Source organism: Rhodococcus sp. PvR099, assembly GCF_017833315.1.
Classification (GTDB): Bacteria; Actinomycetota; Actinomycetes; order Mycobacteriales; family Mycobacteriaceae; genus Rhodococcus_G; species Rhodococcus_G oryzae.
In genome coordinates this window covers 1,060,595-1,087,262 of record NZ_JAFIBV010000001.1, presented here as the reverse complement: position 1 = coordinate 1,087,262, position 26,668 = coordinate 1,060,595, and the positions used below count along the sequence as shown (strand labels likewise).

The following is a 26,668-nucleotide window of genomic DNA, read 5'->3' as shown; positions in this document are numbered from 1 at the left end:
CAGGGTTGATCTGGGGGGCGATCTCGACCTTGGTCAGGCGCCGACGTAGGCCGCGAGGTGCTCGCCGGTGAGGGTGGAGCGGGCGGCGACCAGGTCGGCGGGGGTGCCCTCGAAGACGATCCGGCCGCCGTCGTGGCCCGCGCCGGGGCCGAGGTCGATGATCCAGTCGCCGTGCGCCATCACCGCCTGGTGGTGCTCGATCACGATCACCGACTTGCCGGAGTCGACGATGCGGTCCAGCAGGCCGAGCAGGTTCTCGACGTCGGCGAGGTGCAGCCCGGTCGTCGGCTCGTCGAGGATGTAGACGTCGCCCTTCTCGGCCATGGCGGTGGCGAGCTTGAGTCGCTGCCGCTCGCCGCCGGACAGCGTGGTGAGCGGCTGGCCGAGGCTGAGGTAGCCGAGCCCGACATCGGCGAGCCGTTGCAGGATCTTGTGTGCGGCGGCAATCTTGGCCTCGCCGGCGCCGAAGAACTCCTCCGCCTCGGCCACCGGCATCGCGAGCACCTCGGCGATGTTCCGGCCGCCAAGCGTGTACTCGAGCACCGACGCCTGGAACCGCTTCCCCTCGCACTCCTCGCAGGGGGATTCGACGGTGGCCATGACCCCCAGGTCGGTGTAGATGACGCCCGCGCCGTTGCAGGTGGGGCACGCGCCCTCGGAATTGGAGCTGAACAGCGCCGGCTTCACGCCGTTGGCCTTCGCGAACGCCTTGCGGATCGGCTCGAGCAGCCCGGTGTAGGTCGCCGGGTTGCTGCGCCGGGAGCCCTTTATCGCGCCCTGGTCGATCGAGACCACACCGTCCCTGCGGGACACCGAGCCGTCGATCAGTGAGCTCTTGCCGGAGCCCGCGACGCCGGTGACCACGCAGAGCACCCCGAGCGGGATGTCGACGTCCACACCCTGCAGGTTGTGCGACGTCGCGCCGCGGATCTCCAGCGCACCGGACGAGGACCGCACCGATTCCTTGACCGCCGCGCGGTCGTCGAGATGGCGGCCGGTCATGGTGTCACTCCCCCGTAGCCCCTCCACGGAGCCCTCGAAGCAGACGGTGCCGCCCGCCGTGCCTGCGCCGGGGCCGAGGTCGACGACGTGGTCGGCGATCACGATGGTCTCCGGCTTGTGCTCCACGACCAGCACCGTGTTGCCCTTGTCGCGCAGCTGCAGGAGCAGGGCGTTCATCCGCTCGATGTCGTGCGGGTGCAGGCCGATGGTCGGCTCGTCGAATACATAGGTGACGTCGGTGAGCGACGAGCCGAGGTGCCGGATCATCTTGGTGCGCTGCGCCTCGCCGCCCGACAGCGTGCCCGCCGGTCGGTCAAGCGAGAGGTACCCCAGCCCGATGTCCGCGAACGAGTCGAGCAGGTGCCGCAGCGCGGTCAGCAGCGGCGCCACCGAGGGTTCGTCGAGACCCCGGACCCAGTCGGCCAGATCGCTGATCTGCATCGCGCAGGCGTCGGCGATGCTCTTGCCCTCGATCTTGGAGGATCGAGCCCCCTCGCTGAGCCGGGTGCCGTCGCACTCGGGGCAGGTCTGGAAGGTGATCGCGCGGTCGACGAACGCCCGGATGTGCGGCTGCATCGCCTCGCGGTCCTTGGACAGGAACGACTTCTGGATCTTCGGGATAAGGCCCTCGAAGGTCACGTTGACGCCGTCGACCTTGATCCTCGTCGGCTCCTTGTACAGCAGGTCGTTCACCTGCTTCTTCGTGAACTTCGAGATCGGCTTGTCCGGGTCGAAGAAGCCGCAGCCACGGTAGATGCGGCCGTACCAGCCGTCCATGCTGTAGCCGGGGATCGTCAGCGCGCCCTCGTTCAGCGACTTGCTGTCGTCGTACAGCGCGGTCAGGTCGAAGTCGGAGACGTTGCCGCGACCCTCACAGCGCAGACACATGCCGCCGGTGATGCTGAAGGCGCGACGCTCCTTGATCTCCCGTCCGCCCTTCTCCGTGGTGATCGCGCCCGCACCGCTGACGGAGGCGACGTTGAAGGAGAACGCCTGGGGCGAGCCGACGTGCGGCTGCCCGAGCCGGCTGAAGAGGATGCGCAGCATCGCGTTGGCGTCGGTGGCGGTGCCGACCGTGGACCGGGGGTTCGACCCCATCCGTTCCTGGTCGACGATGATCGCGGTCGTCAGCCCCTCCAGGACGTCGACCTCCGGCCGCGCCAGGGTCGGCATGAAGCCCTGCACGAAGGAGCTGTAGGTCTCGTTGATCATCCGCTGCGACTCCGCGGCGATCGTGCTGAACACCAGCGAACTCTTGCCCGAGCCGGAGACGCCGGTGAACACCGACAGCCGCCGCTTCGGGAGCTCGACGCTGATGTCCTTGAGGTTGTTCTCCCGCGCCCCGGTCACGCGGATCAGATCGTGGCTGTCGGCGGCGTGCAGCTCAGGCGACTGCGTAGCGGTCCTCGTGGCAGAGCTCATCGTTCCCCTTCTGTCAGGCCGCCGTCGCGACCCGTTGTCCCTATATTCCACCGATCACGCCCTCCCGGGCACGGTCTCCCACGCGAAGCCATCCGGGTCGACGAAGGGTCCGGCATCGCTGCCGATGACGATCCGGTGCGATCCGGTTCCGTCCGGGGACACGCCCGCGTCCTTCGCGAGGGCGCGACGGCCGTAGAGCGCCAGCTTGACGTTCGACGGCGGGGTGGCGAATTCGACGTACTTGCGGCCGTAGCTCTTCCCCACCTCCAGTCCGCGGTCGACGTAGAACTGCTTGGTCGCCTTGACGTCCTCGACGCCGAGCAACAGCACGATGTCATCGATCTGCCGGGTGGCCGGTCCGTCGTTCTTCTTCGTGGACGTCGCGATCTTCCAGATCGCGCCGTCCGGGGCCTGCACGACGCCGCCGTAGCCCCAGAACCCCTTCTTGGCCGGCTTCATGGCGGTGGCGCCGCCGTCGAGGGCGGCCCCGACGAAGGCATCGACGATGTTCGGCCGGGACACCACGAGCGACAGGGTGTAGCCGCGGAATCCGGTGGTCGGTGCCTCCGCGGCGCGTACGCCGACATGATCGCCGACCCCGAATGCGGCGTAGAAGGCCTCGGCGGACGAGGGGTCCGGCACCTCGAGGACGACGGACTTGATGGCGGTCATGGGCTTGGTGGAAGTCATGTCAGCGCACCTCGTTGATTCGGAGAAGGTTCCCTGCGGGGTCCCGCACAGCGCAGTCGCGGATGCCGTACGGCTGCTCGATCGGTTCCTGGACGATGTCCGCGCCGTTGGCCACCAGCTTGCCGAAGGTGTCGTCCAGGTCGGGGGTGGCCAACGTGAGGATCGCGTAGGTCCCCTTGGCCATCATCTCGGTGATCATGCGCCGCTCGTCGTCGGTGACGCCGGGGTCGGCGGCGGGCGGGTGCAGGACGAGCGAGGTGTCGGGCTGGTCCGGGTGGCCGACGGTGATCCAGTACATCCCGTTGTAGCCGACCTCCTTGCGGACCTCGAAGCCGAGGGTGTCGCGGTAAAAGGTCAGGGCGGCGTCGCGGTCGTTGTGTGGGAGGAAGGCCGAGTGAATTCTGATGTCCATGGCAGTCACGCTAATTGGGGTGACACCGCCTGCGCTTCTCGATTCCTGATCGGTCTGGTCACCTGCTTCGCGACGCAGGACGGCATCTCCCCCCCGGGGCGCGTCTGGTCCCGGTATGCGCTCGGCGGCATACCGACCAACTCTGTGAATCGGGTGCTGAAGGTGCCCAGCGACGAGCAGCCCACCGCGAAGCAGACCTCGGTGACGCTGAGATCGCCGAGACGCAGCAATGCCATCGCGCGCTCGATGCGCCGCGTCATCAGATAGGAATACGGCGACTCGCCGTAGGCGAGACGGAACTGGCGGCTGAGATGCCCGGCCGACATGTGCGCGTCGCGGGCGAGCGCCTCGACATTCAGTGGCTGCGCATACTCCCGGTCCATCCGGTCGCGGACACCGCGCAGCCGGGCGAGGTCACGAAGGCGTTGTGGCTCGGCGGGTGTGCTGGTCACCTCACGATGGTGGCACGTCCCACCGCGGTTGCCTAGCACCGCAGGCGTCCCACCCCGGTTGCGTCCGGCTCCCCCGGTGTCACCGGGTCGGCGACGGCTCAGGCGACGGTGTCGAGGCGGAGCGGGCCGACCGCACCGCGATCGAGCTGCACGGTGTCCGCGCCGACCTGTCGCCAGGCTGCTCGCAGCTCGTATTCGTCGGCCGTGATGTCGCCGGCCAGATACCGAGCCAGATCCGCGACCTCCTCGCGGCTCACGTCCTCGGAATGATCGTCTGCCAGCGTCTGCGACAGCACCCACCGGTCCGCTTCGCTCAGCGGCTCCCACAACTCGGGCCAACGCCGCGCGTATGTGCATGGGCTCCACATCATCGCGACCTCTCTACCTCGGTCGTACGCGTCCAGGTGGTCCAGCTTCGCCGGCGCAGGAACCACTCCAGGATGTCGCCCGCGTTGTGCGTGTGGTGCTGTCGGGGTGGCGGTTCGTGTGTTGGCGCCTTCTCCCGACGGCAATCGCAGGCGATCGAGCCGACCACGCCGCGGAGGGGGAATCTCGCGCCCCGGATCGCCGGGTGCAGCAGCACGCGCACTCGCTGGCCCGTTCGAACCAGGACCTCGCCCTCGATCGACGCGTAGATCCGTCCGCCGCTGTCGAGATCGACGATCGCGATCGTGGTCGGCAGCGGTTCCGCGTGCATCTCGTTCATGGCGGGTTCGACCACCATCCACGACACGATCGAACCGGATCCCGACGACGGAGCTCCGGTGAACGTGGCTTCCTCGGTTACCTCACCACTCCCGGCGCGGGCGTCTCGCCGGCCGATCTCGTCGACCCGACACGTCACGCGCGGGTGTAGCAGTTGGTGTTGGTACATCGCGGAAACCTCACCTTCGTAACCTTCGCCCCGTGTACGACACATTGCCCGCAGGCGCGGGTACCCGACAACGGTCGGACTACCTGGGTACATGCCTGTATTGCGTGTGAGGTGCATCACACGTGCCGGTCCGGGGGTGTGTGGACCAGGTGTCAGGCGACGAACGAGGTGACGGTCTCGGCCAGGTCGTCAGGGATCCGCATGGGGGTCGTGAGTCCCGCGGATGCGCGCCCGGTGTTCCCCTCCGGGTAGCGCCCGGACAGTGAGCCTGGGGCGGCCACGATGATCCGGACGACCTGGCCGAGCGCCTCTCCCCGATCCCGCTGGGCCAGCGCGAGTGCGAGCATCGCGACATGGTTGCGGGTGTGCAACCAGGGGTGTGGCTGCGAAATGATGTGGGCGCGCTCGAGGTGCCGCCACCTTTCTTGCGCGGTGGGCGCGGTCCGGCCAGCGGTCATCTCGTGGTCGTACAGCGCTCGGGCGGGTGGGGTGATGGCCCGCATCGGGGTCTCCCGGTGTCTCGGTGCTCAGTCGCAGCAGTCGCAGTCGGGATCGGCCGTGTCGTCGCTCGGCCGTCCGGCCGCCGGAGTGGGGCAGCAGGGATCGCCCCGCCAGGCGTTGATTCCCTCCCTCACCGCGATCACGGCGATGACGAGGGCCGCGATCGGGTCGGCCCAGGACCACCCGAACAGGCTGTTGAGGGCGAGCCCGACCAGCAGCACCGCCGACAGGTAGGTGCAGAGCAGGGTCTGCTTGGAGTCCGCCACCGCGGAGAGCGACCCCAGTTCGCGGCCGGCTCGCCGCTGCGCCCAGGACAGGACGGGCATGACGGCCAGGCTGACGGCGGCGAGCGCGATGCCCACGGTCGAGTGGCGGGCCTCGCCGAGACCGAACAGGGACCGGAGCGCGTCGATGCTGACGTAGAGGGCCAGGGCGAAGAAGGAGAAGGCAATGATCCGCAGGGCGACCTTCTCGCGGGCCTCGGGATCGCGGCCCGCGAACTGCCAGGCAACCGCCGCCGCGGAGGACACCTCGATCACCGAGTCGAGGCCGAACCCGATCAACGCCGCCGACGAGACCCGGGTGCCCTCGGTCAGCGCGATCGCTGCCTCGATGATGTTGTAACTGATCGTGGCGCCGACGAACAGCCGGATCCGGCGCGAGAGGACCCGCTTACGTGCCTCGTCGGGTGCGGGTGCCCCTGGCCGTGGACGCGCTGCGGGCAGTCCGAGGTTCGACGCCATCAGCAGCATTCCTCGGTCGCGGCGTCGGGGCAGTACGACGGATCGACCGCGAGGACGAGGCCGATCAGGTCCTCGAGCGCTCTGCCGATCCGCGGATCGGCGAGTTCGTACCGGCTACGGCGGCCTTCCGGAACCGCGATCACGAGGCCGCAGCCGCGCAGGCACGCGAGATGGTTGGACAGGATCTGTCGTGAGACGCCGATCTTGTCGGCGAGATCGGACGGGTATCCGGGCCCGTTGCGCAGGCTCAAGAGGATCTGCGACCGCGTCGAGTCCGACAGCGCGTATCCGAACCGCGATAGTGCGTCGCTGCTCACCAGGGTGTCCATATGTCAATAATACAGATTTATCTGTATTAACAACACCCTGCATCGAACTTGCCGGCTCCGGCGATGAAGATGGCATGAACACTTAAGTTAGGTGTTTCAAACTTTGCGATGTGATCAATCGAAATTTTGCGCGCGCCATGCCCGTCGCCCCGATCGAGGGCGGCTCGGCGAGCGCGCCGTCGCGGCGTCAGCTGCTGATCGGAGGGGCGCTGGCGGGTTCGGCGGGCCTGCTGCTGGGCGCCTGGCCAACGGATCCGCCTATGCCGTCGGTGAGCTCGCCCTCGGGGCGGGCGTCAGCAACGCCGAGGTCTCCGCGTTGCTGCTCGGTGTCGGTGTCGGTGTCGGTGTCGGCGCGATCATCCAGGTGATCGTCCAGATCACGCCGTCCCTGCACGGCCGCGATCGCACGTCCGTGGACCCGGTGGTCCTGGGCGGGATCGGCGTTGGAATCATGCTGATGTACCTGACCGGATTGGTGGTTCCCGCATGACCGACGTCGATCAGGCGGGCTCGATGCCCCGCCGAGCCTTCCTGGCCGCCTCCTGCGCGACCGGCTGCCTGGCCGTCGCGGGCTGCAGCACCGGGGTGGCGGCCGTCGGCAAGGACCGGAGCACCGAACCCGCGCGGGTTCCGGTTTCCGAGGTCCCGGTCGGAGGCGGGATCGTCCTGGCCGAGCACCAACTGGTCCTGACCCAGCCCGAACCGGGCGTCTACCGGGCGTTCGCGGCGGTGTGCACCCACCAGGGCTGCCTCGTGTCCGAGGTGAGCGACGGCACCATCAACTGCGCCTGCCACGGCAGTCGCTTCTCGATCGCCGACGGTTCGGTGGTCCGCACACCGGCGCGGGAGGCGCTCGCCGGTTACGCGGTCACCCGCGCCGGGGACATGCTCACCGTCGAGTGACGAGCGGGTCGGGGCGGCCTGCGCGGTTTCGATCCCGACTTCCGGGCAACCCTCGGTTCATGCGAAGCGACACCGACCGCACGATCGTCTCGGCGCTATTGGACGAGGCGGGGAACACCTACGCGGCGCAAGCCGGAATCCGGTTGAAGGACACCCCCGCGCCGCTGTTCCAGTTGTTGATTCTCGCGTTGCTGCTCAGCACCAGGATCTCCGCCGACATCGCGGTCGCTGCCGCGGCAGAGCTGTTCCGCGCGCGTCTCCGCAGCCCACGCGCCGTGCGCGCGGCAGAGCGCCGCACCATCATCGCCGCGCTGGGGCGCGGCCACTATGTCCGATACGACGAGCGCACGGCGACCCGTCTCAAGAACGCAGCCGCCCGCGTCGAGGATCTGTACCGCGACGACCTACGGAGGCTCGCCCGCGAGAGCGATCACGATGTCGCGAAGGCGACCCGGCTTCTCACCGACTTCGACGGGATCGGGCCGGTCGGAGCCGCGATCTTCCTGCGGTCCAGGACGTGTGGAGCTGGGTTCGGCCGTACTTCGACGAGCGAGCCGCGCAATCGGCCGAAGGCCTCCGGTTGCCGACCGATCCGCACAGGCTCGCCGAACTCGCCCCGCCCGACCGGCTCGGCGAACTGGCCGCAGCGCTCGTCCGGGCGTCGCTCGACGAGGACCTTCGCGCGCAGACAGGCCGGACGTGACGTCCACGCACGCAGGGCGGATCAGGTTGCGGACCAGGCTTCCGCGATGGAGGGATACTCCGCGGCGATCTCGTCGACGCGCTCGTCGGTGGCGGTATCGAGCTCCGCCCTGCGGCGCTGCGCGATCACCAGGGGGCCTTCCGTCGTCCCATCGGGTGCCCCGGCGCCGGGACCTGCCGGGGCGTCCGACTCGTACTCGTGAATGATCTCGTCGAGCCGGTTCGCGACGAACTCCGGTTTGCTACTCATGGTCACTCCCCTCGCCCGTGGGCGGTTCGTCGACGGTCATCTCGGACTCGGGTGCAGGTAGTCCTCGCACAACGCCATCACGGCACTCGGCTGAGGTACCGGGCTTCCGGTCGTACTCCCGAGGATGATCATGTCCTCGGTCGAGGAGGTTTCGACGGCGAGCTGCCATCCGCCGGACGGCACCCAGAGCAACGCGACCTCCCGCCCAGGGAACGCGTCCCGCCGGCCCGGCACCGCGATGTAGGCCTCCGAGGCCGGCCCCGCTGTGCAGAACGTGCAGTGCACGTGCTCGGGATCTGCCCCGACCGCGGCGGAAACCGCCTCGACGTAGCGCCGGAACCCGGGTTCGTTGCTGACGTCGAAATCCGCACTGTCGTGCGCTCGCCGCCTCCGCCTGCTCATGCCACGGGTGTTCCCATCCCAGGGGATCCCGAAACCGGTCGGGATGCACATCGTCGCGTTCCCGTGCGCGGGTTTCGGTGGGGTCCTTACGGGCAATCCTGGGATAGAGGGCGGAGATGACTGCCGCCCCGGCGAGAAGGGCTACCTCATGAGATCCGAGCCAGGCAGGCGAAGTGTCGTGCTCATCGGAGACCCGTCGGAACTGTCTGAGTTCTCGGAATGGGCGAGCGCTCACGGCGTGAGCGTGACCCAAGACGTCGGCTCCGATTCGCTGTGCGCGATCGCGACCGAGGACGTGCTCGATGGGAATTGCACCCCGGACGACGCCCTCGTGCTCAGCGCGGCGGCCAAGCTGGGGGTGTGCTGCTTGAACACGGCCGAAGGACGCAGGCTGCTCGAGAACACCGAGAGCACCCATGCAGTGAGCGCCAAGCCGTCGATGCACGGCATGCGCATCATCGATTGCACGCTCTGACATTGCCGGCAGGCGTGGCCAATACGAGGTGGAGAGGGTGACGGTGTGCGCTCGATCTGGAAGGGCACGGTGACGTTCGGACTCGTCGCGATCCCGGTCAGCCTCTACGCGGCGACCGAGGACAAGGACGTCCCCCTGCACCAGGTGCACGCCGCCGACGGGGGCAGGATCCGATACCAACGGGTCTGCACCCTCGACGACGCCGAGGTGCCCTATGAGGAGATCGCGAAAGGCTTCGAGACCGACGACGGCGTCGTGATCCTCACCGATGAGGATTTCGACGTCCTCCCGCTGTCCAGCGCCAAAACCGTCGAGGTGGTGGAGTTCGTGCCGCTCGAATCGATCGATCCGATCTATTTCGACAAGAGCTACTACCTCGCGCCGCAGCAATCTGCACTCAAGCCGTACGTGATGCTGCGCGATGCGCTGCACAAGTCGGGTCAGGTCGCGGTGTCGAAGATCGCGATCCGGCAGCGCGAATCCCTTGCGGTGCTCCGTGTCTACGGCGACGTCATCATGGTGAACACCATGCGGTGGCCCGACGAGGTCCGGACGCCCGACTTCGCCTTCGTGAAAGAGGATGCGCCCCAGGTGAAGCCGAAGGAGAAGGCGATGGCGGGTTCGCTCATCGAGGCGATGTCCGAGCCGGTGTTCGAACCGGAGCGATTCGACGACGACTACCGCGCGGCACTGCAGAAGCTGATCGAGGCGAAGGTCGCGGGCGACGAGGTCACCGAGCCCCAGGCGCCGGCCGCCGAGGCCGACGAGGAGATCTCCTCGTTGTTGGATGCCTTGTCCGCGAGCGTGGAGGCCTCGGGAGGACGCAACGCCACGTCGCCCAAGTCACGCAAGACGAGCAAGTCGGGTGGCAGCAGGGCCAGAGCGGGAACCAGGAAGTCGGGGAGCAAGGACGGGCGACGTCGCAGTACGCGCTCGAAGAAGAAGTCGGCCTCATCGTGAGGCCGGACTCCGTACGAGGAGGCACATCGACATGGACAGGGACGTTGTCATCTGGATCGTCGTGATTGTGGTGATCGTGGTGCTCGCGGCCGCGGCGGTCTGGATGACGAGGAACGCACGGGCACGGCATCAGCGCGCCGAGGCAGCCGACCTTCGTGAACGGGCCACCGCGCAATCTCACGAGGTCGGTCAGGAGGAGGCGCTGGCGGACAAGACAGCCGCGCGTGCACGAATCGCCGAGGCAGAGGCCGACGTGAAGAAGGCCGAAGCCGAGCGGTTGCAGGAGCGCGCTCGAGCCCGAGCGACCGATGCCGCCAAGTCACGCGAGGAACTGGACGGGCAGTTCGAACGGGCCGACGCCATCGACCCCGACGCGACCCAGCGGATCGCGCCGCCAGACCGGGAGCAGCGAACCTGACAGCGCGGGACCGCCCTGCGTCTGGGCGGTTCGGCATCTGAGGAGTCGCCCATGGCCGCCGGCGACAGCGGCGCCACGGAGGAACGTTCTGCCTTCGTGTTCGCTCCCGACCCCGTGTTGACCATCACGATCGAGCCGCGACCCGATGGTGGTCCGGAGCTGCACGTCCACGCGGGCGGCCAGGGCTGCTGGATCGGCCGGATGGCGATGACGCTGGGACTCGCGGTGCGGCTGTGCGGCCCTTTCGGCGGCGAGACGGGTGGAATCCTGACCGACCTGATCGCCGGGGAAGGCATCGACGTGCGCGGCGTGCCGGTCGCAGGCCCGAACGGGTCCTACATCCACGATCGCCGCGGTGGGACGAGGGAGGTCATCGTCGAGATCGATCCGATCGGTCTGTCTAGGCATGAGGCGGACGATCTGTACGGCACGGCACTCGGTGAGGGCATGTCGTCGAGCGTTGCGGTGCTCGCGGGGAGCCGGTCCGAGAACGTGGTTCCGGTCGAGGTCTACACGCGCCTGGTCGGTGACCTGAGGGAGCTCGGTGTTCCGGTGATCGCCGATCTGTCGGGAGCGACGCTGTCGGCCGCGCTGCGCGGCGGGTTGACGGTCCTCAAGGTCAGTCACACAGAACTCGTCGAGGACGGATTCGCGGCCTCGGCGGACGTCGGTTCGCTGGGCACGGCGATGGAACGGCTGCACGCGGAGGGCGCCGAGACCGTCGTCGTCTCCCGCGCGGGCGATCCTGCGCTCGCACTGGTGGGCGGAGAGTTGTGGGAGGTGCCGCCCCCGCCGCTACGACCGGCGGATCACCGGGGCGCGGGAGATTCGATGACTGCCGGTATCGCCGTTGCGGTCGCGTCCGGGGCGTGTATGAGGGACGCGCTCAAGCTCGGCGCGGCCGCAGGCGCTCTGAATGTGACCCGGCGGGGTCTGGGGTCCGGGCAGCGAGAGGTGATCACGAAGCTGGCCGACACGGTCGTCGTCAGGCCCGCCGCGGGATGGTCCCGTCGATGAGGGCGCTGGTCGTGAACGACGACGGCGTGGACAGCGCCGGCATCCAATTGCTGACCCGCGTCGCCGTCGACGCAGGTCTGGAGGTGGTGGTGGCGGCGCCGCACGTCGACCGCGTTCAGTGCGTTGGAGGACGGGGGTCGCCTGGTGCTGTCTCCGCGGCGGTTCGACGGAACGCCCGATGTGGAGGTGACCGCCGTGGAGGCGTCTCCGGCACTGATCGTGTTCGTCGCTTCCGAAGGCGCGTTCGGTCCTGCGCCGGATCTCGTGCTCTCCGGGATCAATCACGGGCCGAACACGGGCAACGCGATCCTGCACTCGGGGACGGTCGGTGCCGCGCTCACCGGCGCCGGTCTGGGCGCAATGGCGGTCGCCCTGTCGGTCGACAGCCCTCGCCCGGAGCATTGGGAGACAGCGGCCGCCGTCGCCAGGCGCGCGATCGAGTGGGCGGCCTCGAGGGGTGTACCGGGCGTCGTGCTCAACGTGAATGCGGCTGACCTCCCGCTATCGGAGGTACGCGGCCTGCGGGCGGCTCCACTTGCCGCCTTCGGCGCGGTCCAGGCGGAGCTGGATCGGCGGGACCAGCACCATTTCACGGTCACCTTCACCCAGATCCGCCGCGGTGAGGCGGAGATCAGTGAGGCGGAGAGGACCGACGCGGGGCTCCTGCGCCGCGGCTGGGTGACCGCGACCGCGGTGCGGGCATCGTTCGAGCCCGCGGAGATCGATATCGAGGCGCTGACCTGTGCGGGCGAGGACCTCGACCCGATGCCGGGGAGCGCGTGAGGTCGACTGGGTCAGTGCCCGCTCGGGACACTGCCTGTCACACCCGCAGGGCGCCGGAGTGCCCGTTGGGGCCGCCGCCCGAGAATCTCGGGCGGCAACCGGGTCGGATCAGAGGTACTGGCCACACACGGGCCATGCGCCCGGGCCCTGGCTCGCGAGCACGTTCTCGCCGACGCGGATCTGCTCCTCGCGGGAGGCGTTCGCGGCGTGGCCCTGGCCACCGTAGGCGGCCCAGGTGCTCGGGGTGAACTGCAGGCCACCGGAGAATCCGTTGCCCGAATCGATGCCCCAGTTGCCGCTGCTCTCGCACTCGGCGACCGCGTCCCAATTGTGACCTGCCGCGTTCGCGGTGCCGCCGGCCAGTCCCATCGGGATGGCGACGAGGGCGCCGGTCGCGGCGATCCAGCCGAGGGTCTTGGTGGCGGTCCGGCGTGCATGGTTGATCGACATGTGATGGGTCCTCTCCTGCATCCGAGGCGGGCGGCGGGGTCTTGCCCCGCGGCGATGTTGGCCTCGTCACTGCCCTGATGTGTTGCGTCGGACCGGATCTCGCTGGGCAGTTCGCGAAGGTGGGCGAGCCGGTGGCGGTTCTCGTTTGTGAACCGGAAGCGACGGTAGCCGCAGTTCGGGGGCCCTCGCACCCCTCGGTTGGCGGTCCCGACGCACGGACACCCGTCCAGATCCGAGGGCTGTCTCCGCCTCCCCCGCAGGTCACGACCGAGATCTAAACATCTCGAAACGTATCCATTTCGTTACCTGAATGTGACGAAGGTCACTCGTATGGTCCCGCATGTCGGGTTGCGTTGGACCCGTTCGTGACACTCTCAGTTCGGTCGTGATGTCCCCCGTGGACCCTGGTCGCCGCGTGTCGGAGGGGTTAGATTCGGTACATGGCCGATGTTTCCTGGGGGCCACAGCTCGACCTCGGCGCCGCGATCACCGAATCGCAGCGACTGATGGATCACGGCGATCCCGCGCGGGCGCGGGACCTGCTGGAGGCCGAATCGGTGCTCGCGCCCCCTGAGGAGTTGGAACTCTGGCAGGGCCTGTGGCAGCTGGCGGATGGCATGGAGCGGGCGCTGCGGGGTGAATCCCTTGTGGCGGCGGCCCGGCTGCGGAGGGGACGGGATCTGGTCGGGTCGTACGAGGACCGGCCGCCGCACGCCCTCGACATCACGGGGCTCCTGGCCTGGTCCACCCATGTGATCGACGAGCTCGCGGTCACGACCCGCGACCCCGACTGGGTCCCGCCGGTGCCCCGGTTGCGGATGCCATGAGAGGCGCTGCGGTCAGTCCGAGGTCATGACGTGGTGCCGGCCCGAGCGGGTTCGGGTGCCGCCTGCGCCTGCCTGCGGTTCAGTGCGAGCACGGGGATCAGCGCCAGCGCGATCAGCCCGCCGCCGAGCGAGAGGACCGCGAAGCTGCTCGAGGCGACCACCATCCCGCTGACGATGCCGCCACCCGCACCGGCGAGCGCGATACACAGGTCGACTGAACCCTGGGTGCGGGCCCGCGTCGCCAGCGGGGTCGAGTCGGTGAGGATGGCGGTGCCGCTGATCAGCCCGAAGTTCCAGCCGAGCCCCAGCAGACCCAGCGCGACGGAGAGCAGCACCACGGAATCGGCGGGTGCGAGGGCCGCGAGGATGCCCGCCGCGAGCAGGGTGACACCGGCCGCGACCACGACCGGGATCCGTCCGTACCGGTCGGCGAGCATGCCGGTCAGCGGCGACGGCAGGAACATGGCCGCGACATGGATCGCGATGACCATCCCGGTCTGTCCGAGGCCGTGTCCGTGATCCATCATGTGGATCGGGGTCATGGTCATGATCGCGACCATCACGATCTGCGTCACCACCATCACGGTGGCGCCGACGAGGATGCCCCGGCGCTGCGTGTCCCGGTCGGGCTCCGGCGGTACTTCCCCGCCCGCGACGACCGGCTCGGACTGCAGCTGTCGCGCGACGCGCAGCGGATCGGGCCGCAGGAACGCCAAGAGGAACATGCCCGCGGCGGCGAATGCGGCCGAGGACAGGATGAACGGGCCCGCCAGCACGGGAATGCCCCACCCGTCCGCGAGGTCACCCATCACCTCAACCAGGTTCGGCCCCGCCACCGCGCCGAAGGTGGTCGCGACCATGATCGTGCTGACCGCCCGGCCCCGATGCGAGGCCTCGGCCAGGTCGGTTCCCGCGTACCGGGCCTGGAGGTTGGTGGCGGTACCGGATCCGTAGACGAACATCGACACGAACAGCAGCGGGAGGCTGTCCATGACCGCGGCGAGCACCACCCCGGCGCCGCCCGCCGCGCCCGCGAGGTAGCCGATGCTGAGCCCGGTCCGGCGGCCGAGGCGGTGCGAGACCCGCCCGACGAGCAGCGCCGCGGCCGCGGACCCGAGGGTGAACAGGGCCGAGGACAGCCCGGCGTATCGGCTCGACCCGAGCATCTCCTTGGTGAGCAGCGCGCCGACGGTGACGCCCGCGGCCAGTCCGGCGCCGCCGAGGATCTGCGAGGTCACCACCACGATCAGCGTGCGGCGTTGGGTGCTCGCCCGGAGATCGTCGACGAGGACGGGAGAGGTGGTGTCCATCAGTGTCTTTCGGGGGTCGGGACGCGCGGGCGCACTCAGCTTATTGCGCCGCGCGTCCGACCCCGACGGTCACGCCCGGTTAGGCGGCGACCGGCACCTCGTCGTCGGCGTCGGCGTCGACCGTTCCCACCGGAGACGGCTCCTGCGCGTAGTGGAAGTGCGGGCGCCGGTGGCCGAGGAACGAGCCGAACCACGACATCACCGCGATGTACCGGTTGCGGAACCCGACCAGGTAGACCATGTGCACGGCCAGCCACAGCACCCAGGCGATGAAGCCGGTGAGCTCGATGCTCTTCACCTTCGTCACCGCACGGAAGCGGTTGATGATCGCCATCGAGCCCTTGTCGCGGAACTTGAAGGCGGTGCCGCGCGGGGTCTTGCCGAGAACGGTCTTGGCGACGTGGCGTCCACCCTGCATGGCCACCGGGGACTGGCCCGGCAGGTTGTTCAGCGAGGTCATGTCGCCGACGGCGAAGATGTCCGCGCGGCCGCCGACCGTCAGGTCCGGGTTGACCAGCAGCCGGCCCGCCCGGTCCGTGTCGCAGCCGGTGCGCTCGGCGAGCACGCCCGCGAAGTCGTTGGCCTGTACGCCCGCCGACCAGACGATCGTCTCGGCGGTGCGCCGCACCCCGGCCTCGCTGCCGTGCGCCTTGAAGGTGGCGCCGTGCTCGTCGATGTCGGTGACCAGCGTGTTCAGCACTACCTCGACACCCGACTTCTCCAGCGAGGCCTTCGTGTACTCGCTGAGCTTGCCGCCGTACGCGGGCATCGCGACACCGGCGCCTTCGACCAGGGTGACGGTGACGTCGTCGGCGGTGATGCCGCGGATCGACTGCTCGAAGTACCGGCCGGCGAGCTCCTTGATCTGACCGGCGAGCTCGACGCCGGTCGCGCCCGCGCCGATCACGATGAAGCTGAGCAGGTTCTTGGCGCGCTCCGGGTCGGTGGTGGTGTGCGCCTCCTCGAAGCAGCGCACGATCTGGTCGCGCAGCCGCTTCGCGTCGTTGACGGTCTTGAGCGCGTAGGTCACCTTGGCGAACTCGTCGCGGCCGAAGTACGACTGGCGCGCACCGGTGGCCGCGATGAGGAAGTTGTAGCCGAGGGTGTGCCGTTCACCCGCGGCCTCGTAGACGAGTTCCTTCGCGTCGGCGTGCACATCCACGACCCGGCCGAGCCGGACGTCGGCGTTCGGGTACTTCGCGAGGATCGCGCGGATGGAGGGAGCGATCTCGCCTGCCGAGAGCACGCCGGTCGCCACCTGGTAGAGCAGCGGCTGGAACAGGTGCTCGGTGGTCTCGGAAATGAGGACGAACGGCGTGCCGGCCTTCGCCAGCTTCTTCGCCGCCGCGAGCGCGCCGAACCCCGAGCCCACGATGACGACCTCGGTCCGGTCCATCCCTGCGTCGACCACGACAACCTCCAGCTCGATCTGATGTATGAGTTACACCGTAGGGATGCATTCCGGTGTTTCGCCAGCTAGCTCCGGGTATCGAGAATTCTCTTATCTGGATTGCTAATGAATAGAATGTGAGCATGGACTTTCGGCAGCTGCGCTACTTCCTGGCCGTCAGCGAGGAGCTGAGCTTCAGTCGGGCCGCGAAACGGTGCTTCATCTCGCAATCCGCCGTCAGCCACCAGGTCACCCGGCTCGAGCAGGAGCTCGGCGCCCCATTGTTCGAGCGGTCGACGCGGGTGGTGCGGCTGACCCCGGCCGGGTCCCGCCTGATCCCCATCGCCCAGCAGGTGCTGAGTCTGGAGACCAAGGCGTACTCCGTCGTGCGCGAGCCCAGGAACCGGATCCGGATCACCGCGAACATGAGCTTCGCGGCGCAGAGCCTCGACGCGATCGCCCGCGTGCGCGAGTCGCATCCGGACGTGGACATCGAGTTCGTCATCAAGAGCTTCACCGAGCGTATCGACGCGGTCGCCTCGGGCGACGCCGACATCGCGTTGATCCGCGGGCGGGCGGATCGGCCGGGCTTGGAGACGGTGCGGCTCGGCGTCGACGACCTGGTGATCGTGACCTCGCGCCGACACCCGCTGTCCGCGTTCTCGACGGTCGAGTTGGGCGAGCTGGCCCCGTATCAGCTGCTGCTCCCGCCGCGCAGCAGCCAGGTGCTGCTGCACACCGTGGTCGAGGACGCCTTCCGTGAGATCGGGCGCCGCGTCTCGCTGGGGCCGTCGATCGCCAGTGACCACGCCGCGACGCTCGAGGTCATCACCAACCCGCGGGCGTGGACCGTGCTGTACGCGAGCACGGCGGCCGAGACGCCCCGAACCGGGCTCTGCTTCATGCGCGAGGCCAACAGCAGGCTCCGGATCCCGGTGTGCGGGGTGGTGCGTACCGGCGGCGCGGACTCGCCCGCCCTTGCCAGCGTCATGCACGCGCTCCGCCAATCGATGGACGGCGGCCCGACGGGTCAGACCGAGGACTAGCCGAAGCCGGCGCGCGCCTCGGCCGCCGCGAGGTCGCGCCAGCCGCTCAACACCCGGTGTACCTGCTCCGCGCCGTGCAGCTCGTCGGGCGGCTCGGGCAGGTGCGCGGGATAGAGCAGGAACGGCCGGGTCTGCGGACCACCGAGCCCGCCGTGCGAGCCGACCTGTTCCTCGAACGCCGCGATCTCGCCGGTGTCCGGCCAGTACCGGCCGTTGATCATGATGTCGGCGACGTTGTCGAAGCCGTCGGTCCTGCGGATCCGCTCGAGGGTGCCGGGGCCGAAGTCCGCCAACGGATCCTGGCCCGCGACGAATCCGGTGTCGACTTCCACGCTGCCGTGCGCTCCCAGCACGATCGATCCCTTGCCCTCGCGGGCCACGAGGACGAACCCCACCCCGGGATGAGTGGTGAGGGCGGGCAGCAAGGATGGATGGTGCTCGGTGATCCAGCGCATCGTCGCGCGACCGGCGGCGAGCGGGAAGCTCACCAGTCCGACGTTCCCCGACGCGAGCACCACCGGTCGCTCGGGCGGCGCGGTGACCCGGTCCGGCGGCGGCGTGGCCCGCAGGCTCGCGGCGGCGTACCCGAGGCCCTCGGCGCCTCGGCCCTGCGCGCCGAGGTCCGGGACATCCTTGTCGTGGTGCAGCCACCGACCGTGCTGGGGTTGCGGCCGACCCGCCTCGCACTCGCGTAGGACCAGGGCCTCGAGGGTCTCGCCGAAGCGGCCGGTGAACGTCTCGCCCTGACTCTGGCCGTGATCGGAGAGGACGACGATGTTGTACGGGCGGTCGGCCTGTGCCGCGACGGCGGCGATCATGCCGATCTCCGCGTCGAGCTTGCGCAGCACCGCGAGGGTCTCCGGCCGCTCCACCCCGGAATGGTGTGAGACCTCGTCGTAGCCGACGAGGTCGACGTAGATCACGTTGCGGCCCTTGATGATGTCGCCGATGACCGCGGCCACCACGACGTCGGTCTCGACGACGGTCGTGAAGGCCCGCACCAGCGGGTAGATCCCGCCGCGGCGGACCCGCGGCCGGATGTCCCGTCTGCGCTGGTGCCAGGCCTGGCGGATCTCGCGCAGCACCTCGGCGACCAGTCGGATGAAGGTACGGACCGCACTCGCCGGATCGATGAAGTAGTCCGCATATCCGGTGCCGCCGCCGCCCATCCGGGCGCCCTTCATTCTGCTGACCACCAGGACGTTGTCCTCGGCGCCGCCGGAGAACAGGTTTCCGCGGCTCGCTCCCCCGTCGGCGAGCAGTCCGGGTATCGACGCGCGTTCACGCTCGCGTTCGGCGTTGTCGCTCGGATTGCTGAACACCGCAATCCTCTTGGTGGCCTTGTCGTACCACCGGAAGGCCGGCACGTTGTGGTTGCTGCCGTGCAGGATCCCGAGCTGGCTGGCACCGGTCTGGCTGCTCCAGTCGGTGTGCCATGGCATCAGACGGTGGGACTCGTCGCGGACCATCGCGGCGAGGGTGGGGACCACCCCCGATCGCATCGCGCGCTGCAACACCTTGTGACCAAGCCCGTCGATCTGGATGCACAGCAGTCCCGGACGATCCGAACCACTGTCGGGTGACCTCTTGCGGCGCAATCGAAACCGCTGTCGACGCACCAGCATCATGCGGTAGGTGTCGTCGCGCCGCGAAGCGATGGCACCGGACACCGCCGAGCTCACCAGCGACAACAGCACCGCGAGGATGATGATGTCGGTGACGCTCTCCGCCGTGGCGAGCGGCAGGATGCGCACGGAGAGCAGCATGATCAGACCGCTGCCGACGAAGACGAACAGGAAGAGCAGCGCCGGTCCGACCCACAGCATGGCTCTCAGCAGGATCGGCCAGAGCACCGTGCTGAGCAGACCGAACAGCAGGGCCAGTGCCAGCGCGCTCGGAGCCGATCCGAGGGGGCCCGGCGCGCCGGTGCTGGCCAGCTCGACGCCGGGCAGCACCGCGTCGATCACCATCAGTGCCGCGGCCGATATCAGCCACAGCACGAGGAACTCGGTGACGGTTCGGGCCGCCGATCCCAGAGTGCGCATGCACACCTCCATTCACCTGGATCGTAGGTGTCCAACGGGCCGGAATGCAGTGTGGCGCGGTGCTAGGTTCGAGGTGGAACACTCCCCACGACGGCGGTGGCAGCCATGGCGATCGACCATTTCGACGTCCTGATAGTCGGTGCCGGCCTGTCCGGGATCGGGGCCGGGTATCACCTGCAGGCGAGATGCCCGGACAAGACGTACGCGATCCTCGAGGCGCGCGGCGCGATCGGCGGGACCTGGGACCTGTTCCGATATCCCGGTGTTCGATCGGACTCCGACATGTACACCCTCGGGTACTCGTTCCGGCCGTGGACGGACGCGAAGTCCATCGCCGACGGCCCGTCGATCCTGAGCTATGTCCGCGACACCGCGCGGGAACAGGGAATCGACCGGAAGATCCGGTTCGACCATCGGGTGATCCGCGCGGAGTGGTCCAGCGCGGACGCCAGGTGGACGGTCGAGGCGCAGCGCGGCCCCACCGCCGAGGTCGTGCGCCTCACGTGCAACTTCTTGTTCATGTGCAGCGGTTACTACGACTACCGGGAGGGCTACACCCCCGAGTTCGCGGGGGTCGACCGATTCGCGGGCCGGGTCGTGCACCCACAGCACTGGCCCGACGACATCGATTGGGCGGGCAAACGCGTGGTCGTGATCGGCAGTGGCGCGACCGCGGTGACGCTGGTCCCGGCGATCGCGGAGTCCGCCGCCCACGTCACGATGTTGCAGCGTTCGCCCAGCTATGTCCTGTCCGTGCCGGACGAGGACGTGATGGCGAATCGGTTGCGCGCGGTCCTGCCGTCGAAGCTCGCCTACGGCATCGTCCGCTGGAAGAACGTGCTGCGCTTCATGCTCTTCTTCACGATGAGCCGCCGGGCGCCCGGAGTTGTCAAGCGACTGCTCCGCAGGCAGGTGCAGGCGCAACTGCCCGCCGGGTTCGACGTCGATGCCCACTTCACGCCTCGCTACGACCCGTGGGATCAGCGCATGTGCTTCGTGCCGCACGGCGATCTGTTCAGGGCGATCCGGCACGGCCGGGCGGACATCGTCACCGATCGGATCGAGACGTTCACCGAACGGGGAATCAGCCTCGCGTCGGGGACGGAGCTCGCGGCCGACATCATCGTGACGGCCACCGGGCTGAAGCTGATCGTCGGTGGCGGGGTCGAGCTGAGCGTGGACGGCGCCCCCGTCGATGCCGCAAAGGCACTGAGCTACAAGGGGATGATGCTGAGCGACGTCCCCAATTTTGCCAGCTGCATCGGCTACACCAATGCGTCGTGGACGCTCAAGTGCGACCTGACATGCGAGTACGTGTGCAGGCTGCTCAATCACATGGCCGCCGACGGTTACCGGCAGTGCACGCCCCGCAACGTCGATCCGTCCATCACCACGATGCCGATCATCGACTTCTCGTCCGGGTACGTGCAGCGCTCGATCCACGAGTTCCCGAAACAGGGATCGAAGAAGCCGTGGCGGCTCTACCAGAACTACGCCCTCGACATCGCGATGCTGAAGTTCGGATCCGTCGAGGACGCGATGGAATTCGTCCGGGCCGATGCTGCGGGTGCCCGTCGTGCGGACGTCGTGGGCTGATCACTCGCCGGGCGGCGGATCGGCTGGTCTGGGATCGTGGGTGCCATGTCTGATCGAACACCGCGGGCCCGATGGCACGGGCACGCCACCGTCTCGATCACGGACCGCGGGACCACCATCCTCACCGACCCGATCCTGACCGACCGGGTCGCGCACCTGCGGCGGCGCCGCGGGCCCAACCCGCTCGACACTCCCCTGCTCCCGGACGCGGTCGTGCTGTCCCACCTGCACGCGGACCACACGCATCTGCCCTCGCTGAGGCTGATCGGCGGCGACGTCCCGATCCTCGTTCCCACCGGCGCGGTCGGCCAGGTGTCGGGGCTCCGGGCGTTCGGCGATCGGTTGATCGAGGTGAGTCCCGGCGACGAGGTGCGGATCGGCGGGGTGCTGGTCCGCGCCGTCCCTGCCGAACACGACGGTCGTCGCTGGCCTCGCGGGCCGCACCGGGTGCGGGCGCTCGGCTACGTGATCGAGGGCGAGGGGCGTACGTATTTCGCCGGGGACACCGCGCTGTACGGATCGATGTCGGACTGGATCCCCGAGTGCGATGTGGCGCTCGTCCCGGTCGGCGGGTGGGGGCCGAGTCTCGGGCCGGGGCACCTCGACCCGGCCGCGGCCGTCCGCGCGGCGGTCGCGGTCGGTGCCCGCACCGCGATCCCGGTGCACTTCGGCACGCTCTGGCCGATGGGGTTCGATTCCGTGCGCCCCGATCGCTTCTACGGGCCCGGCGCCGAGTTCGTCCGCCGGATGGAGGAGGCGGGTCTCACCGCCACCGAACTGCGTCCTGGCGAGTCGAGCTGAGGCGACCGGCAAGAGCAACCCAAGAGAGACCGCATCGGCCGCAGGACAGACCAGGAACTGGGTAACGTCGGGGGTCGAGGATTCGATGAAAAGGGTGGCTTGGGCGTATTCCCCCGTGAGAAGATTGGAAGATTCTCTACCCGGAGTTCTGCTCGAGGCTGACGAACCTCGGCTGGTGTGCATCGATCGAAGTCGGTGCAGGTCAGCCCAGATTGCTAAGGCGGCGGCGGATGGACACGTCGAATGGTTCCCACGGGGCCGGAAACGGATTCTCGGCGGCGCAGCGCGAGCTCGAGGTGTTGCGAACCGAGCTCGACGACGTGGACCAGCACCTGCTCGAGGACGTCCGCGCACGTATCGACGTGTGTACCCGGATCGCCCGACTCAAGAGGCGGAACTCCATACCGATGATGCAGCCGCAGCGCATCGGGGTGGTCCAGGACCGCGCGCAGACCTATGCGGTCGAGCACGAGCTGTCCCCGGACTTCTTTCGTTCGCTCTACGAGCTGCTGATCCGTGAGACCTGCCGGGTCGAGGACCTGATCATCGACGCCGACGGATCCGAGCCCGAGGGGGCGCGCGGGCCGTCTGGACGTGGGGGCTGACGCCCATGACGCCGACGCGAACGCTCCTCATCGACAACTACGACTCCTTCACCTACAACCTCTACAGTCTGCTGGCCGAGGTGAACGGCGTACCGCCGACCGTGGTGTCGAACGATGTCGACTGGGCGTCGGTGAACCTGGCCGACCACGACAACATCGTCATCTCGCCGGGGCCGGGAAGGCCGGACCGGGATCGGGATTTCGGCATCAGCGCCGCCGCGATCACCGAGGGCGATCTGCCCGTTCTCGGAGTGTGTCTCGGGCACCAGGGGCTGTGCCACCTGTTCGGGAGCCAGGTCCTGCCCGCGCCGTTCCCCATGCACGGGCGGGTCTCCGAGGTCCATCACACCGGGGAAGGACTGTTCGCGGGAATCCCCTCGCCCTTCCGCGCGGTCCGGTACCACTCCCTGATCGTCGAGGATCTCGACGATCGGCTCGAGGCGCTGGCACACACGCGCGACGGCCTCTTGATGGCGGTGCGCCACAAGGAGCGGCCGCTCTGGGGCGTTCAGTTCCACCCGGAGTCCATCTGCACCGATCACGGTCGCGCGCTGCTGACCAATTTCCGGGACCTGACCCCGCGGGCGCGCTCCCGCCGGGCGACGGCACGCCCGATACCGCTGCCGCTGGCCGAACCCCGCTATCGCGTCGACAGCATGCGCATCGACCGGCCATTCGATCCCAAAGAGATCTACGAGGCGCTGTTCGCCCACGGCCCGAACAGCTTCTGGCTGGACGGCAGCGCGGCGCTCGAGCCGGACTCGCGGTTCTCCGTCATGGGCGACTGCTCGGGCCCGCTGGCCGAGTACGTCACCTACAGCGTCACCGAGACCACGGTGCGGGTGCACCAGCAGGGAAAGCTCGCGCGGGAGGTCCACAGCACCTTCTTCGACTACATGGACAAGCAGCTGCGCGCCCGCGCGGTGGCCCCCCGCCCCGACCTCCCGTTCGGCTTCTGCCTCGGGTACGTCGGGTACCTCGGCTACGAGCTGAAGGCAGACACCTGTGGGCAGCTCGTCCACACCTCGTCGAACCCGGACGCCGCCGTCGTCTTCGCGGACAGAGCCCTGGTGCTCGACCACGAGGCCGACTGCTGCTACCTGCTCGCGCTCGACGACGGTTCCGGAGACCCGGCGGGCACCCGCTGGCTGACCGAGACGGCCGCCGCGCTGTCGGAGTTCGACGTGGTCCCCCACGAACCGCCGGCGCCGCCCCCGCTGGTCCATCTCGATGCCGACCCCGAGCCACGGTTCCGGCACAGCCGGGACGCCTATCTCGCGCTGATCGAGCAGTGCCTCAGCGAGATCCGGTCCGGCGAGTCCTACGAGGTGTGCCTCACCAACACCGGGACCGTGGACGGGCCGATCGACCCGCTGGACCGCTATGCGTGCCTGCGCGAGATCAGCCCGACCCCGTACAACGCGCTCCTGCAGTTCTCGGGGATCTCGGTCCTGAGCGCCTCGCCCGAGCGCTTTCTGCGGATCGGCGCGGATCGGGTGATCGAGTCCAAGCCGATCAAGGGCACCCGGCGGCGGTCGTTCTCGCCGGACACCGACGAGGCCCTGCGCCGCGACCTGGGTGAGGCCGAGAAGGATCGCGCCGAGAACCTGATGATCGTCGATCTGGTCCGCAACGACCTTTCGCGTGTCTGCGTGCCGGGCTCGGTGCACGTCCCGAAGCTGTTCGACGTCGAGACCTATGCGCCCGTGCACCAACTGGTCTCGACCATCCGCGGCACCCTGCGGCCGGGTGTATCGGTGGTGGACTGCATCCGGGCGACCTTCCCCGGCGGGTCGATGACCGGGGCGCCGAAGGTGCGCACCCTCGAGATCCTCGACAAGCTCGAGGACGGCCCGCGCGGGGTCTACTCGGGTGCGATCGGGTACTTCTCGCTCACCGGCACCGCTGACTTCTCCATCGTGATCCGGACCCTGGTCGCCACCGCCGACGAGGTGACGTTCGGTGCCGGTGGCGCGATCATGGCGATGTCCGACCCGGACGAGGAGTACGAGGAGACGATGGTCAAGGCCGTCACCATGAAACGTTGCCTGTCCATGAACATCGACCATCAGGACCAGGCCGGACCGTGATCGACACGGGATCTGCGCGAGCGTCGTCGCAGTTCCGCACCGCCGCCGTCGTCGGCGGTGCGGGATCGGTCGGCGCGATGTTGGTGGCGTTGCTGCGCGGCGACGGGGTCCGGGTCCTGGTGGTCGATCCCCGCTGTGCGGCACGCACGGACGCCATCACCGATCCGGATGCCATGGCCGCGGACCTGACGGCCCCTACCGGGGAGCTCGTCGCGGCGCTGCGCTCCGCGGACCTGGTGGTGCTGGCCGTGCCGGAGTCGGTCGCGCTGGCCGCCGCCCCGACTCTCCCCGGACTTCTCTCCCCCAGCGCGGTGCTCGTCGACACGCTGTCGGTCAAGACGCGGTTCGCGTGTGCGCTCACGGAATCCGCGCCGGGGACTGCGGCCGTCGGGGTCAACCCGATGTTCGCACCCGACCTGGGTATGGCCGGCAGGCCGGTGGCCGCGGTCACGTATTGCGGGGGTCACCAGGTCGACCGGTTCCTCGCGTCCCTGTCCGGATGGGGGGCCGAGATCGTCCGGCTCGCACCGGAACAGCACGACCGGATCGTGGCGGCGACGCAGGCGCTCACGCACGCCGCGGTGCTGGCCTTCGGCCTCGCGCTGACCGAGCTCGACGTGACGAACGAGGAGCTGGCCGCCAGCGCGACCCCGCCGCACACGGTGGCGCTGGCGCTGTTGGCCCGGATCGGGCTCGGGAACCCGGCGGTGTACCGCGACGTCCAGGCCGGGAATCCGTTGGCGGGCAGGGCACGTGATGCGCTGGCGGCGGCGGTGACCCGATTGTCGTCGGTGGTCGAGCACGGCACCGAGGCCGATTTCGACGCGCTGGTGGCCGCGGCGAGTCGACCCCTCGGCGACCGCGCCCGGCGGTACGGGGATTTGTGTGCGGAGATCTTTCACGGCCTGGCATCCGAGGACGTGTCGGTGCGATCGGAGGTGATCGAGTCGTGACCGGTCCGTTCGAGCTACACGGCGGGACGTTCGAGGGCCTGCTGTCGCCGCCCTCTCTGCCCGAATGCGAAGAGTCGAATCCGGTCGAGAGCGCGGTGATCCGCGGCCTGGTCAGGAGCTGGCCGCGCCGAGCCACGGTGCGGAGGGTCGAACCCGAGCTCGACGACTTCTTCGATCCGGCCAAGGCCGACTTCCCCGAGGCGCTGCTCCCGTTCCGCGAGCACGACCTCTACCGCTGCCTGGACGAGTCGAAGAAGGACCGGCTGCGGGCCTGGGGGTGGATCGCCTACAACAAGAACGTGATGGACATCGAGCAGTTCGTGGTCAACCCGGGTTTCCAGTTGCTCTCCCGCGACGCGTTCGGCACCGGGCTCGGCGACGGCCACCGCGCGGCGGCGCTGCAGTCGATGGTCGACGAGGAGTACCACACCCTGATGCACCTCAACGCGAGCGCCGCGACGCGACGCCACCGCGGGTGGCCGTTGCGCGAGGACGCGCTGCCCGCGGCCCAGACGGTCCGCCGCCACCACGCGGCCGTGGCCCGGCACACCGATCCGAGGGCCGCGGCGCTGACGACCCTCGCCTACACCACGGTCGCCGAAACATCGATCAGCGCCTACCTGGGCCTGATGACCGGGGACGAGGCGGTGCAGCCGTTGAACCGGGCGACCGTGGCGCTGCACCGACGCGACGAGCAGTGCCACTCCTCCATCACCGGCGACCTGGTGACGCTGGTGTACGACACGCTCGACGCGGACGACCGGCACACCCTGCTCGAGGGTCTGCGCGAGGGGGTGGACGCGTTCACCGCGAGCGACCTCACCACCTGGCGGGCCATCCTCGACCAGGAACGGGTCACCGGCGCGGGGACGATCATCGCGGACGTCACGGCGGACGGCGACCGGAAGCCGATGGTGCAGGACTGCAGCGCGATTCGGCGGCTGTGCGAGCGACTGGGCGTCGCTGAGGACATTCGCGACGGATGGTGACGTGGCCCTATGCCGACTCGGCTCTCTCGACCGCCTCGCGGGTGAGATCGACCGCATCGGGGATGCCGGCGGCATTGGCGTTCTCACTCGGCGGGTTCTGGGTGGCGATCTCCGGGAAGTGATTCTGTACGGCCTCCAACGGGACCAGAACCTCCTGTGGCAATTGGTTCGTCCCTGGTTGTCCGCACCCACCCGTCAGCAAGACTCCTGCCAGGATGATCGCAAGCATGG

The 26,668-nt window shown here is 68.9% G+C and carries 31 protein-coding genes and 2 pseudogenes; 17 read left to right on the top strand and 16 right to left on the bottom strand.

Annotation, left to right across the window (positions count from 1 at the left end):
• Positions 1-33: 33 nt before the first annotated feature.
• The 9 genes from JOE46_RS04955 to JOE46_RS04915 form a co-directional block, all read right to left on the bottom strand.
• Positions 34-2,424 carry an excinuclease ABC subunit UvrA gene (locus JOE46_RS04955; protein ID WP_097209691.1) on the bottom strand — a complete coding sequence of 797 codons (2,391 nt, stop codon included), beginning with the start codon at positions 2,422-2,424 and terminating at the stop codon, positions 34-36.
• Between the two features lie 54 nt (positions 2,425-2,478).
• On the bottom strand, positions 2,479-3,096 hold the full coding sequence (locus tag JOE46_RS04950; protein WP_097209949.1) for a glyoxalase: 618 nt from the start codon (positions 3,094-3,096) through the stop codon (positions 2,479-2,481).
• 19 nt (positions 3,097-3,115) lie between these two features.
• A complete protein-coding gene (locus tag JOE46_RS04945) occupies positions 3,116-3,526 on the bottom strand; it encodes a VOC family protein (protein WP_179800399.1) in 411 nt (136 codons plus the stop codon).
• A 5-nt stretch (positions 3,527-3,531) separates the two neighbouring features.
• Positions 3,532-3,978 (bottom strand): helix-turn-helix transcriptional regulator, encoded by a 447-nt coding sequence (locus tag JOE46_RS04940; RefSeq protein ID WP_097209693.1) that lies wholly within the window; start codon positions 3,976-3,978, stop codon positions 3,532-3,534.
• 98 nt (positions 3,979-4,076) lie between these two features.
• Complete coding sequence (locus JOE46_RS04935; protein ID WP_097209694.1) at positions 4,077-4,274, bottom strand: hypothetical protein; 198 nt, start codon at positions 4,272-4,274, stop codon at positions 4,077-4,079.
• A 71-nt stretch (positions 4,275-4,345) separates the two neighbouring features.
• Positions 4,346-4,852: an OB-fold domain-containing protein gene (locus JOE46_RS04930; protein WP_257016937.1), complete on the bottom strand. Its 507-nt coding sequence runs from the start codon at positions 4,850-4,852 to the stop codon at positions 4,346-4,348.
• 152 nt (positions 4,853-5,004) lie between these two features.
• Positions 5,005-5,355 carry a DUF3703 domain-containing protein gene (locus JOE46_RS04925; protein ID WP_097209696.1) on the bottom strand — a complete coding sequence of 117 codons (351 nt, stop codon included), beginning with the start codon at positions 5,353-5,355 and terminating at the stop codon, positions 5,005-5,007.
• A gap of 24 nt (positions 5,356-5,379) precedes the next feature.
• Positions 5,380-6,096 (bottom strand): cation diffusion facilitator family transporter, encoded by a 717-nt coding sequence (locus JOE46_RS04920; protein ID WP_097209950.1) that lies wholly within the window; start codon positions 6,094-6,096, stop codon positions 5,380-5,382.
• Positions 6,096-6,425, bottom strand: a complete 330-nt coding sequence (locus JOE46_RS04915) for a helix-turn-helix transcriptional regulator (protein WP_097209697.1) — start codon at positions 6,423-6,425, stop codon at positions 6,096-6,098. The genes JOE46_RS04920 and JOE46_RS04915 overlap by 1 nt, the downstream gene beginning before the upstream one ends.
• 103 nt (positions 6,426-6,528) lie before the next feature.
• Between JOE46_RS04915 and JOE46_RS04910 the strand changes: the two genes are divergently transcribed.
• The 3 genes and pseudogenes from JOE46_RS04910 to JOE46_RS04900 all read left to right on the top strand — a co-directional run bounded on the left by JOE46_RS04910 (position 6,529) and on the right by JOE46_RS04900 (position 8,031).
• Complete coding sequence (locus JOE46_RS04910) at positions 6,529-6,915, top strand: hypothetical protein (RefSeq protein WP_179800401.1); 387 nt, start codon at positions 6,529-6,531, stop codon at positions 6,913-6,915.
• Positions 6,912-7,328 (top strand): Rieske (2Fe-2S) protein, encoded by a 417-nt coding sequence (locus JOE46_RS04905; protein ID WP_097209698.1) that lies wholly within the window; start codon positions 6,912-6,914, stop codon positions 7,326-7,328. The genes JOE46_RS04910 and JOE46_RS04905 overlap by 4 nt, the downstream gene beginning before the upstream one ends.
• A 59-nt stretch (positions 7,329-7,387) precedes the next feature.
• Positions 7,388-8,031: pseudogene (locus JOE46_RS04900) on the top strand (endonuclease).
• A 21-nt stretch (positions 8,032-8,052) separates the two neighbouring features.
• On the opposite strand, the gene JOE46_RS04895 reads toward JOE46_RS04900, so the two are convergent.
• Together JOE46_RS04895 and JOE46_RS04890 are read right to left on the bottom strand one after the other, a co-directional pair.
• Entirely contained in the window at positions 8,053-8,280 is a 228-nt protein-coding gene (locus tag JOE46_RS04895) for a hypothetical protein (protein WP_097209699.1), read from the bottom strand.
• Between the two features lie 36 nt (positions 8,281-8,316).
• Positions 8,317-8,682: a DUF6292 family protein gene (locus JOE46_RS04890; RefSeq protein ID WP_143548360.1), complete on the bottom strand. Its 366-nt coding sequence runs from the start codon at positions 8,680-8,682 to the stop codon at positions 8,317-8,319.
• Between the two features lie 238 nt (positions 8,683-8,920).
• Between JOE46_RS04890 and JOE46_RS04885 the strand changes: the two genes are divergently transcribed.
• From JOE46_RS04885 to surE, 6 genes and pseudogenes are all read left to right on the top strand, one after another.
• On the top strand, positions 8,921-9,157 hold the full coding sequence (locus JOE46_RS04885) for a hypothetical protein (RefSeq protein ID WP_143548361.1): 237 nt from the start codon (positions 8,921-8,923) through the stop codon (positions 9,155-9,157).
• Positions 9,158-9,202: 45 nt separating this feature from the next.
• Positions 9,203-10,117, top strand: coding sequence for a Ku protein (locus JOE46_RS04880; RefSeq protein WP_097209702.1), 915 nt, complete (start codon positions 9,203-9,205; stop codon positions 10,115-10,117).
• Positions 10,118-10,148: 31 nt separating this feature from the next.
• The gene (locus tag JOE46_RS04875; protein ID WP_097209703.1) at positions 10,149-10,535 is read left to right on the top strand and encodes a hypothetical protein; all 387 of its coding nucleotides are present in this window, start codon (positions 10,149-10,151) and stop codon (positions 10,533-10,535) included.
• Positions 10,536-10,586: 51 nt separating this feature from the next.
• On the top strand, positions 10,587-11,552 hold the full coding sequence (locus tag JOE46_RS04870; protein ID WP_209926465.1) for a PfkB family carbohydrate kinase: 966 nt from the start codon (positions 10,587-10,589) through the stop codon (positions 11,550-11,552).
• Positions 11,537-11,614: pseudogene (locus tag JOE46_RS26705) on the top strand (hypothetical protein); the annotation flags it as partial. The gene JOE46_RS04870 and the pseudogene JOE46_RS26705, both read left to right, overlap by 16 nt.
• Positions 11,615-11,696: 82 nt before the next feature.
• Entirely contained in the window at positions 11,697-12,335 is a 639-nt protein-coding gene (gene surE / locus JOE46_RS04865) for a 5'/3'-nucleotidase SurE (protein WP_307861254.1), read from the top strand.
• A gap of 108 nt (positions 12,336-12,443) precedes the next feature.
• On the opposite strand, the gene JOE46_RS04860 is transcribed toward surE, so the two are convergent.
• A complete protein-coding gene (locus tag JOE46_RS04860; protein ID WP_097209705.1) occupies positions 12,444-12,785 on the bottom strand; it encodes a transglycosylase family protein in 342 nt (113 codons plus the stop codon).
• A 440-nt stretch (positions 12,786-13,225) separates the two neighbouring features.
• Between JOE46_RS04860 and JOE46_RS04855 the strand changes: the two genes are divergently transcribed.
• Positions 13,226-13,612, top strand: a complete 387-nt coding sequence (locus tag JOE46_RS04855; RefSeq protein ID WP_097209706.1) for a hypothetical protein — start codon at positions 13,226-13,228, stop codon at positions 13,610-13,612.
• 23 nt (positions 13,613-13,635) lie between these two features.
• Here JOE46_RS04855 and JOE46_RS04850 read toward each other — a convergent pair whose 3' ends face one another.
• Together JOE46_RS04850 and JOE46_RS04845 are read right to left on the bottom strand one after the other, a co-directional pair.
• The gene (locus tag JOE46_RS04850; RefSeq protein WP_209926463.1) at positions 13,636-14,922 is read right to left on the bottom strand and encodes an MFS transporter; all 1,287 of its coding nucleotides are present in this window, start codon (positions 14,920-14,922) and stop codon (positions 13,636-13,638) included.
• A 79-nt stretch (positions 14,923-15,001) separates the two neighbouring features.
• Positions 15,002-16,318, bottom strand: a complete 1,317-nt coding sequence (locus JOE46_RS04845; protein ID WP_097209951.1) for an NAD(P)/FAD-dependent oxidoreductase — start codon at positions 16,316-16,318, stop codon at positions 15,002-15,004.
• A 137-nt stretch (positions 16,319-16,455) separates the two neighbouring features.
• Here JOE46_RS04845 and JOE46_RS04840 point away from each other — a divergent pair, with 137 nt between their 5' ends.
• Positions 16,456-17,358, top strand: coding sequence for a LysR family transcriptional regulator (locus tag JOE46_RS04840; protein WP_097209708.1), 903 nt, complete (start codon positions 16,456-16,458; stop codon positions 17,356-17,358).
• Here the strand turns inward: JOE46_RS04840 and JOE46_RS04835 are convergent.
• Entirely contained in the window at positions 17,355-19,403 is a 2,049-nt protein-coding gene (locus JOE46_RS04835) for a phage holin family protein (RefSeq protein ID WP_097209952.1), read from the bottom strand. The genes JOE46_RS04840 and JOE46_RS04835 overlap by 4 nt on opposite strands.
• A 105-nt stretch (positions 19,404-19,508) precedes the next feature.
• Between JOE46_RS04835 and JOE46_RS04830 the strand changes: the two genes are divergently transcribed.
• The 6 genes from JOE46_RS04830 (at position 19,509) to JOE46_RS04805 (ending at position 26,437) form a co-directional block, all read left to right on the top strand.
• Positions 19,509-20,999 (top strand): NAD(P)/FAD-dependent oxidoreductase, encoded by a 1,491-nt coding sequence (locus JOE46_RS04830; protein WP_097209709.1) that lies wholly within the window; start codon positions 19,509-19,511, stop codon positions 20,997-20,999.
• Between the two features lie 45 nt (positions 21,000-21,044).
• Positions 21,045-21,800 carry an MBL fold metallo-hydrolase gene (locus tag JOE46_RS04825; RefSeq protein ID WP_097209710.1) on the top strand — a complete coding sequence of 252 codons (756 nt, stop codon included), beginning with the start codon at positions 21,045-21,047 and terminating at the stop codon, positions 21,798-21,800.
• A gap of 230 nt (positions 21,801-22,030) precedes the next feature.
• Complete coding sequence (locus JOE46_RS04820) at positions 22,031-22,405, top strand: chorismate mutase family protein (protein WP_097209711.1); 375 nt, start codon at positions 22,031-22,033, stop codon at positions 22,403-22,405.
• 5 nt (positions 22,406-22,410) lie between these two features.
• Positions 22,411-24,495: an aminodeoxychorismate synthase component I gene (pabB, locus tag JOE46_RS04815; protein ID WP_209926461.1), complete on the top strand. Its 2,085-nt coding sequence runs from the start codon at positions 22,411-22,413 to the stop codon at positions 24,493-24,495.
• A gap of 77 nt (positions 24,496-24,572) precedes the next feature.
• Positions 24,573-25,448, top strand: coding sequence for a prephenate dehydrogenase/arogenate dehydrogenase family protein (locus JOE46_RS04810; protein WP_209928960.1), 876 nt, complete (start codon positions 24,573-24,575; stop codon positions 25,446-25,448).
• Positions 25,445-26,437 carry a diiron oxygenase gene (locus JOE46_RS04805; RefSeq protein ID WP_209926459.1) on the top strand — a complete coding sequence of 331 codons (993 nt, stop codon included), beginning with the start codon at positions 25,445-25,447 and terminating at the stop codon, positions 26,435-26,437. The genes JOE46_RS04810 and JOE46_RS04805 overlap by 4 nt, the downstream gene beginning before the upstream one ends.
• Before the next feature lie 7 nt (positions 26,438-26,444).
• On the opposite strand, the gene JOE46_RS04800 is transcribed toward JOE46_RS04805, so the two are convergent.
• Positions 26,445-26,600, bottom strand: coding sequence for a hypothetical protein (locus JOE46_RS04800; protein WP_209926457.1), 156 nt, complete (start codon positions 26,598-26,600; stop codon positions 26,445-26,447).
• Between the last annotated feature and the right edge of the window lie 68 nt (positions 26,601-26,668).

Coding starts and splice junctions, on each gene's coding strand:
- JOE46_RS04835 (WP_097209952.1), bottom strand. CDS start 19,403: ATGCGCACTCTGGGATCGGCGGCCCGAACCGTCACCGAGTTCCTCGTG.
- JOE46_RS04905 (WP_097209698.1), top strand. CDS start 6,912: ATGACCGACGTCGATCAGGCGGGCTCGATGCCCCGCCGAGCCTTCCTG.
- JOE46_RS04845 (WP_097209951.1), bottom strand. CDS start 16,318: ATGGACCGGACCGAGGTCGTCATCGTGGGCTCGGGGTTCGGCGCGCTC.
- JOE46_RS04945 (WP_179800399.1), bottom strand. CDS start 3,526: ATGGACATCAGAATTCACTCGGCCTTCCTCCCACACAACGACCGCGAC.
- JOE46_RS04825 (WP_097209710.1), top strand. CDS start 21,045: ATGTCTGATCGAACACCGCGGGCCCGATGGCACGGGCACGCCACCGTC.
- JOE46_RS04855 (WP_097209706.1), top strand. CDS start 13,226: ATGGCCGATGTTTCCTGGGGGCCACAGCTCGACCTCGGCGCCGCGATC.
- JOE46_RS04870 (WP_209926465.1), top strand. CDS start 10,587: ATGGCCGCCGGCGACAGCGGCGCCACGGAGGAACGTTCTGCCTTCGTG.
- JOE46_RS04850 (WP_209926463.1), bottom strand. CDS start 14,922: ATGGACACCACCTCTCCCGTCCTCGTCGACGATCTCCGGGCGAGCACC.
- JOE46_RS04860 (WP_097209705.1), bottom strand. CDS start 12,785: ATGTCGATCAACCATGCACGCCGGACCGCCACCAAGACCCTCGGCTGG.
- JOE46_RS04920 (WP_097209950.1), bottom strand. CDS start 6,096: ATGGCGTCGAACCTCGGACTGCCCGCAGCGCGTCCACGGCCAGGGGCA.
- JOE46_RS04810 (WP_209928960.1), top strand. CDS start 24,573: ATGTTGGTGGCGTTGCTGCGCGGCGACGGGGTCCGGGTCCTGGTGGTC.
- JOE46_RS04955 (WP_097209691.1), bottom strand. CDS start 2,424: ATGAGCTCTGCCACGAGGACCGCTACGCAGTCGCCTGAGCTGCACGCC.
- JOE46_RS04830 (WP_097209709.1), top strand. CDS start 19,509: ATGGCGATCGACCATTTCGACGTCCTGATAGTCGGTGCCGGCCTGTCC.
- JOE46_RS04950 (WP_097209949.1), bottom strand. CDS start 3,096: ATGACCGCCATCAAGTCCGTCGTCCTCGAGGTGCCGGACCCCTCGTCC.
- JOE46_RS04895 (WP_097209699.1), bottom strand. CDS start 8,280: ATGAGTAGCAAACCGGAGTTCGTCGCGAACCGGCTCGACGAGATCATT.
- JOE46_RS04890 (WP_143548360.1), bottom strand. CDS start 8,682: ATGAGCAGGCGGAGGCGGCGAGCGCACGACAGTGCGGATTTCGACGTC.
- pabB (WP_209926461.1), top strand. CDS start 22,411: ATGACGCCGACGCGAACGCTCCTCATCGACAACTACGACTCCTTCACC.
- JOE46_RS04820 (WP_097209711.1), top strand. CDS start 22,031: ATGGACACGTCGAATGGTTCCCACGGGGCCGGAAACGGATTCTCGGCG.
- JOE46_RS04925 (WP_097209696.1), bottom strand. CDS start 5,355: ATGCGGGCCATCACCCCACCCGCCCGAGCGCTGTACGACCACGAGATG.
- JOE46_RS04840 (WP_097209708.1), top strand. CDS start 16,456: ATGGACTTTCGGCAGCTGCGCTACTTCCTGGCCGTCAGCGAGGAGCTG.
- JOE46_RS04930 (WP_257016937.1), bottom strand. CDS start 4,852: ATGTACCAACACCAACTGCTACACCCGCGCGTGACGTGTCGGGTCGAC.
- JOE46_RS04915 (WP_097209697.1), bottom strand. CDS start 6,425: ATGGACACCCTGGTGAGCAGCGACGCACTATCGCGGTTCGGATACGCG.
- JOE46_RS04875 (WP_097209703.1), top strand. CDS start 10,149: ATGGACAGGGACGTTGTCATCTGGATCGTCGTGATTGTGGTGATCGTG.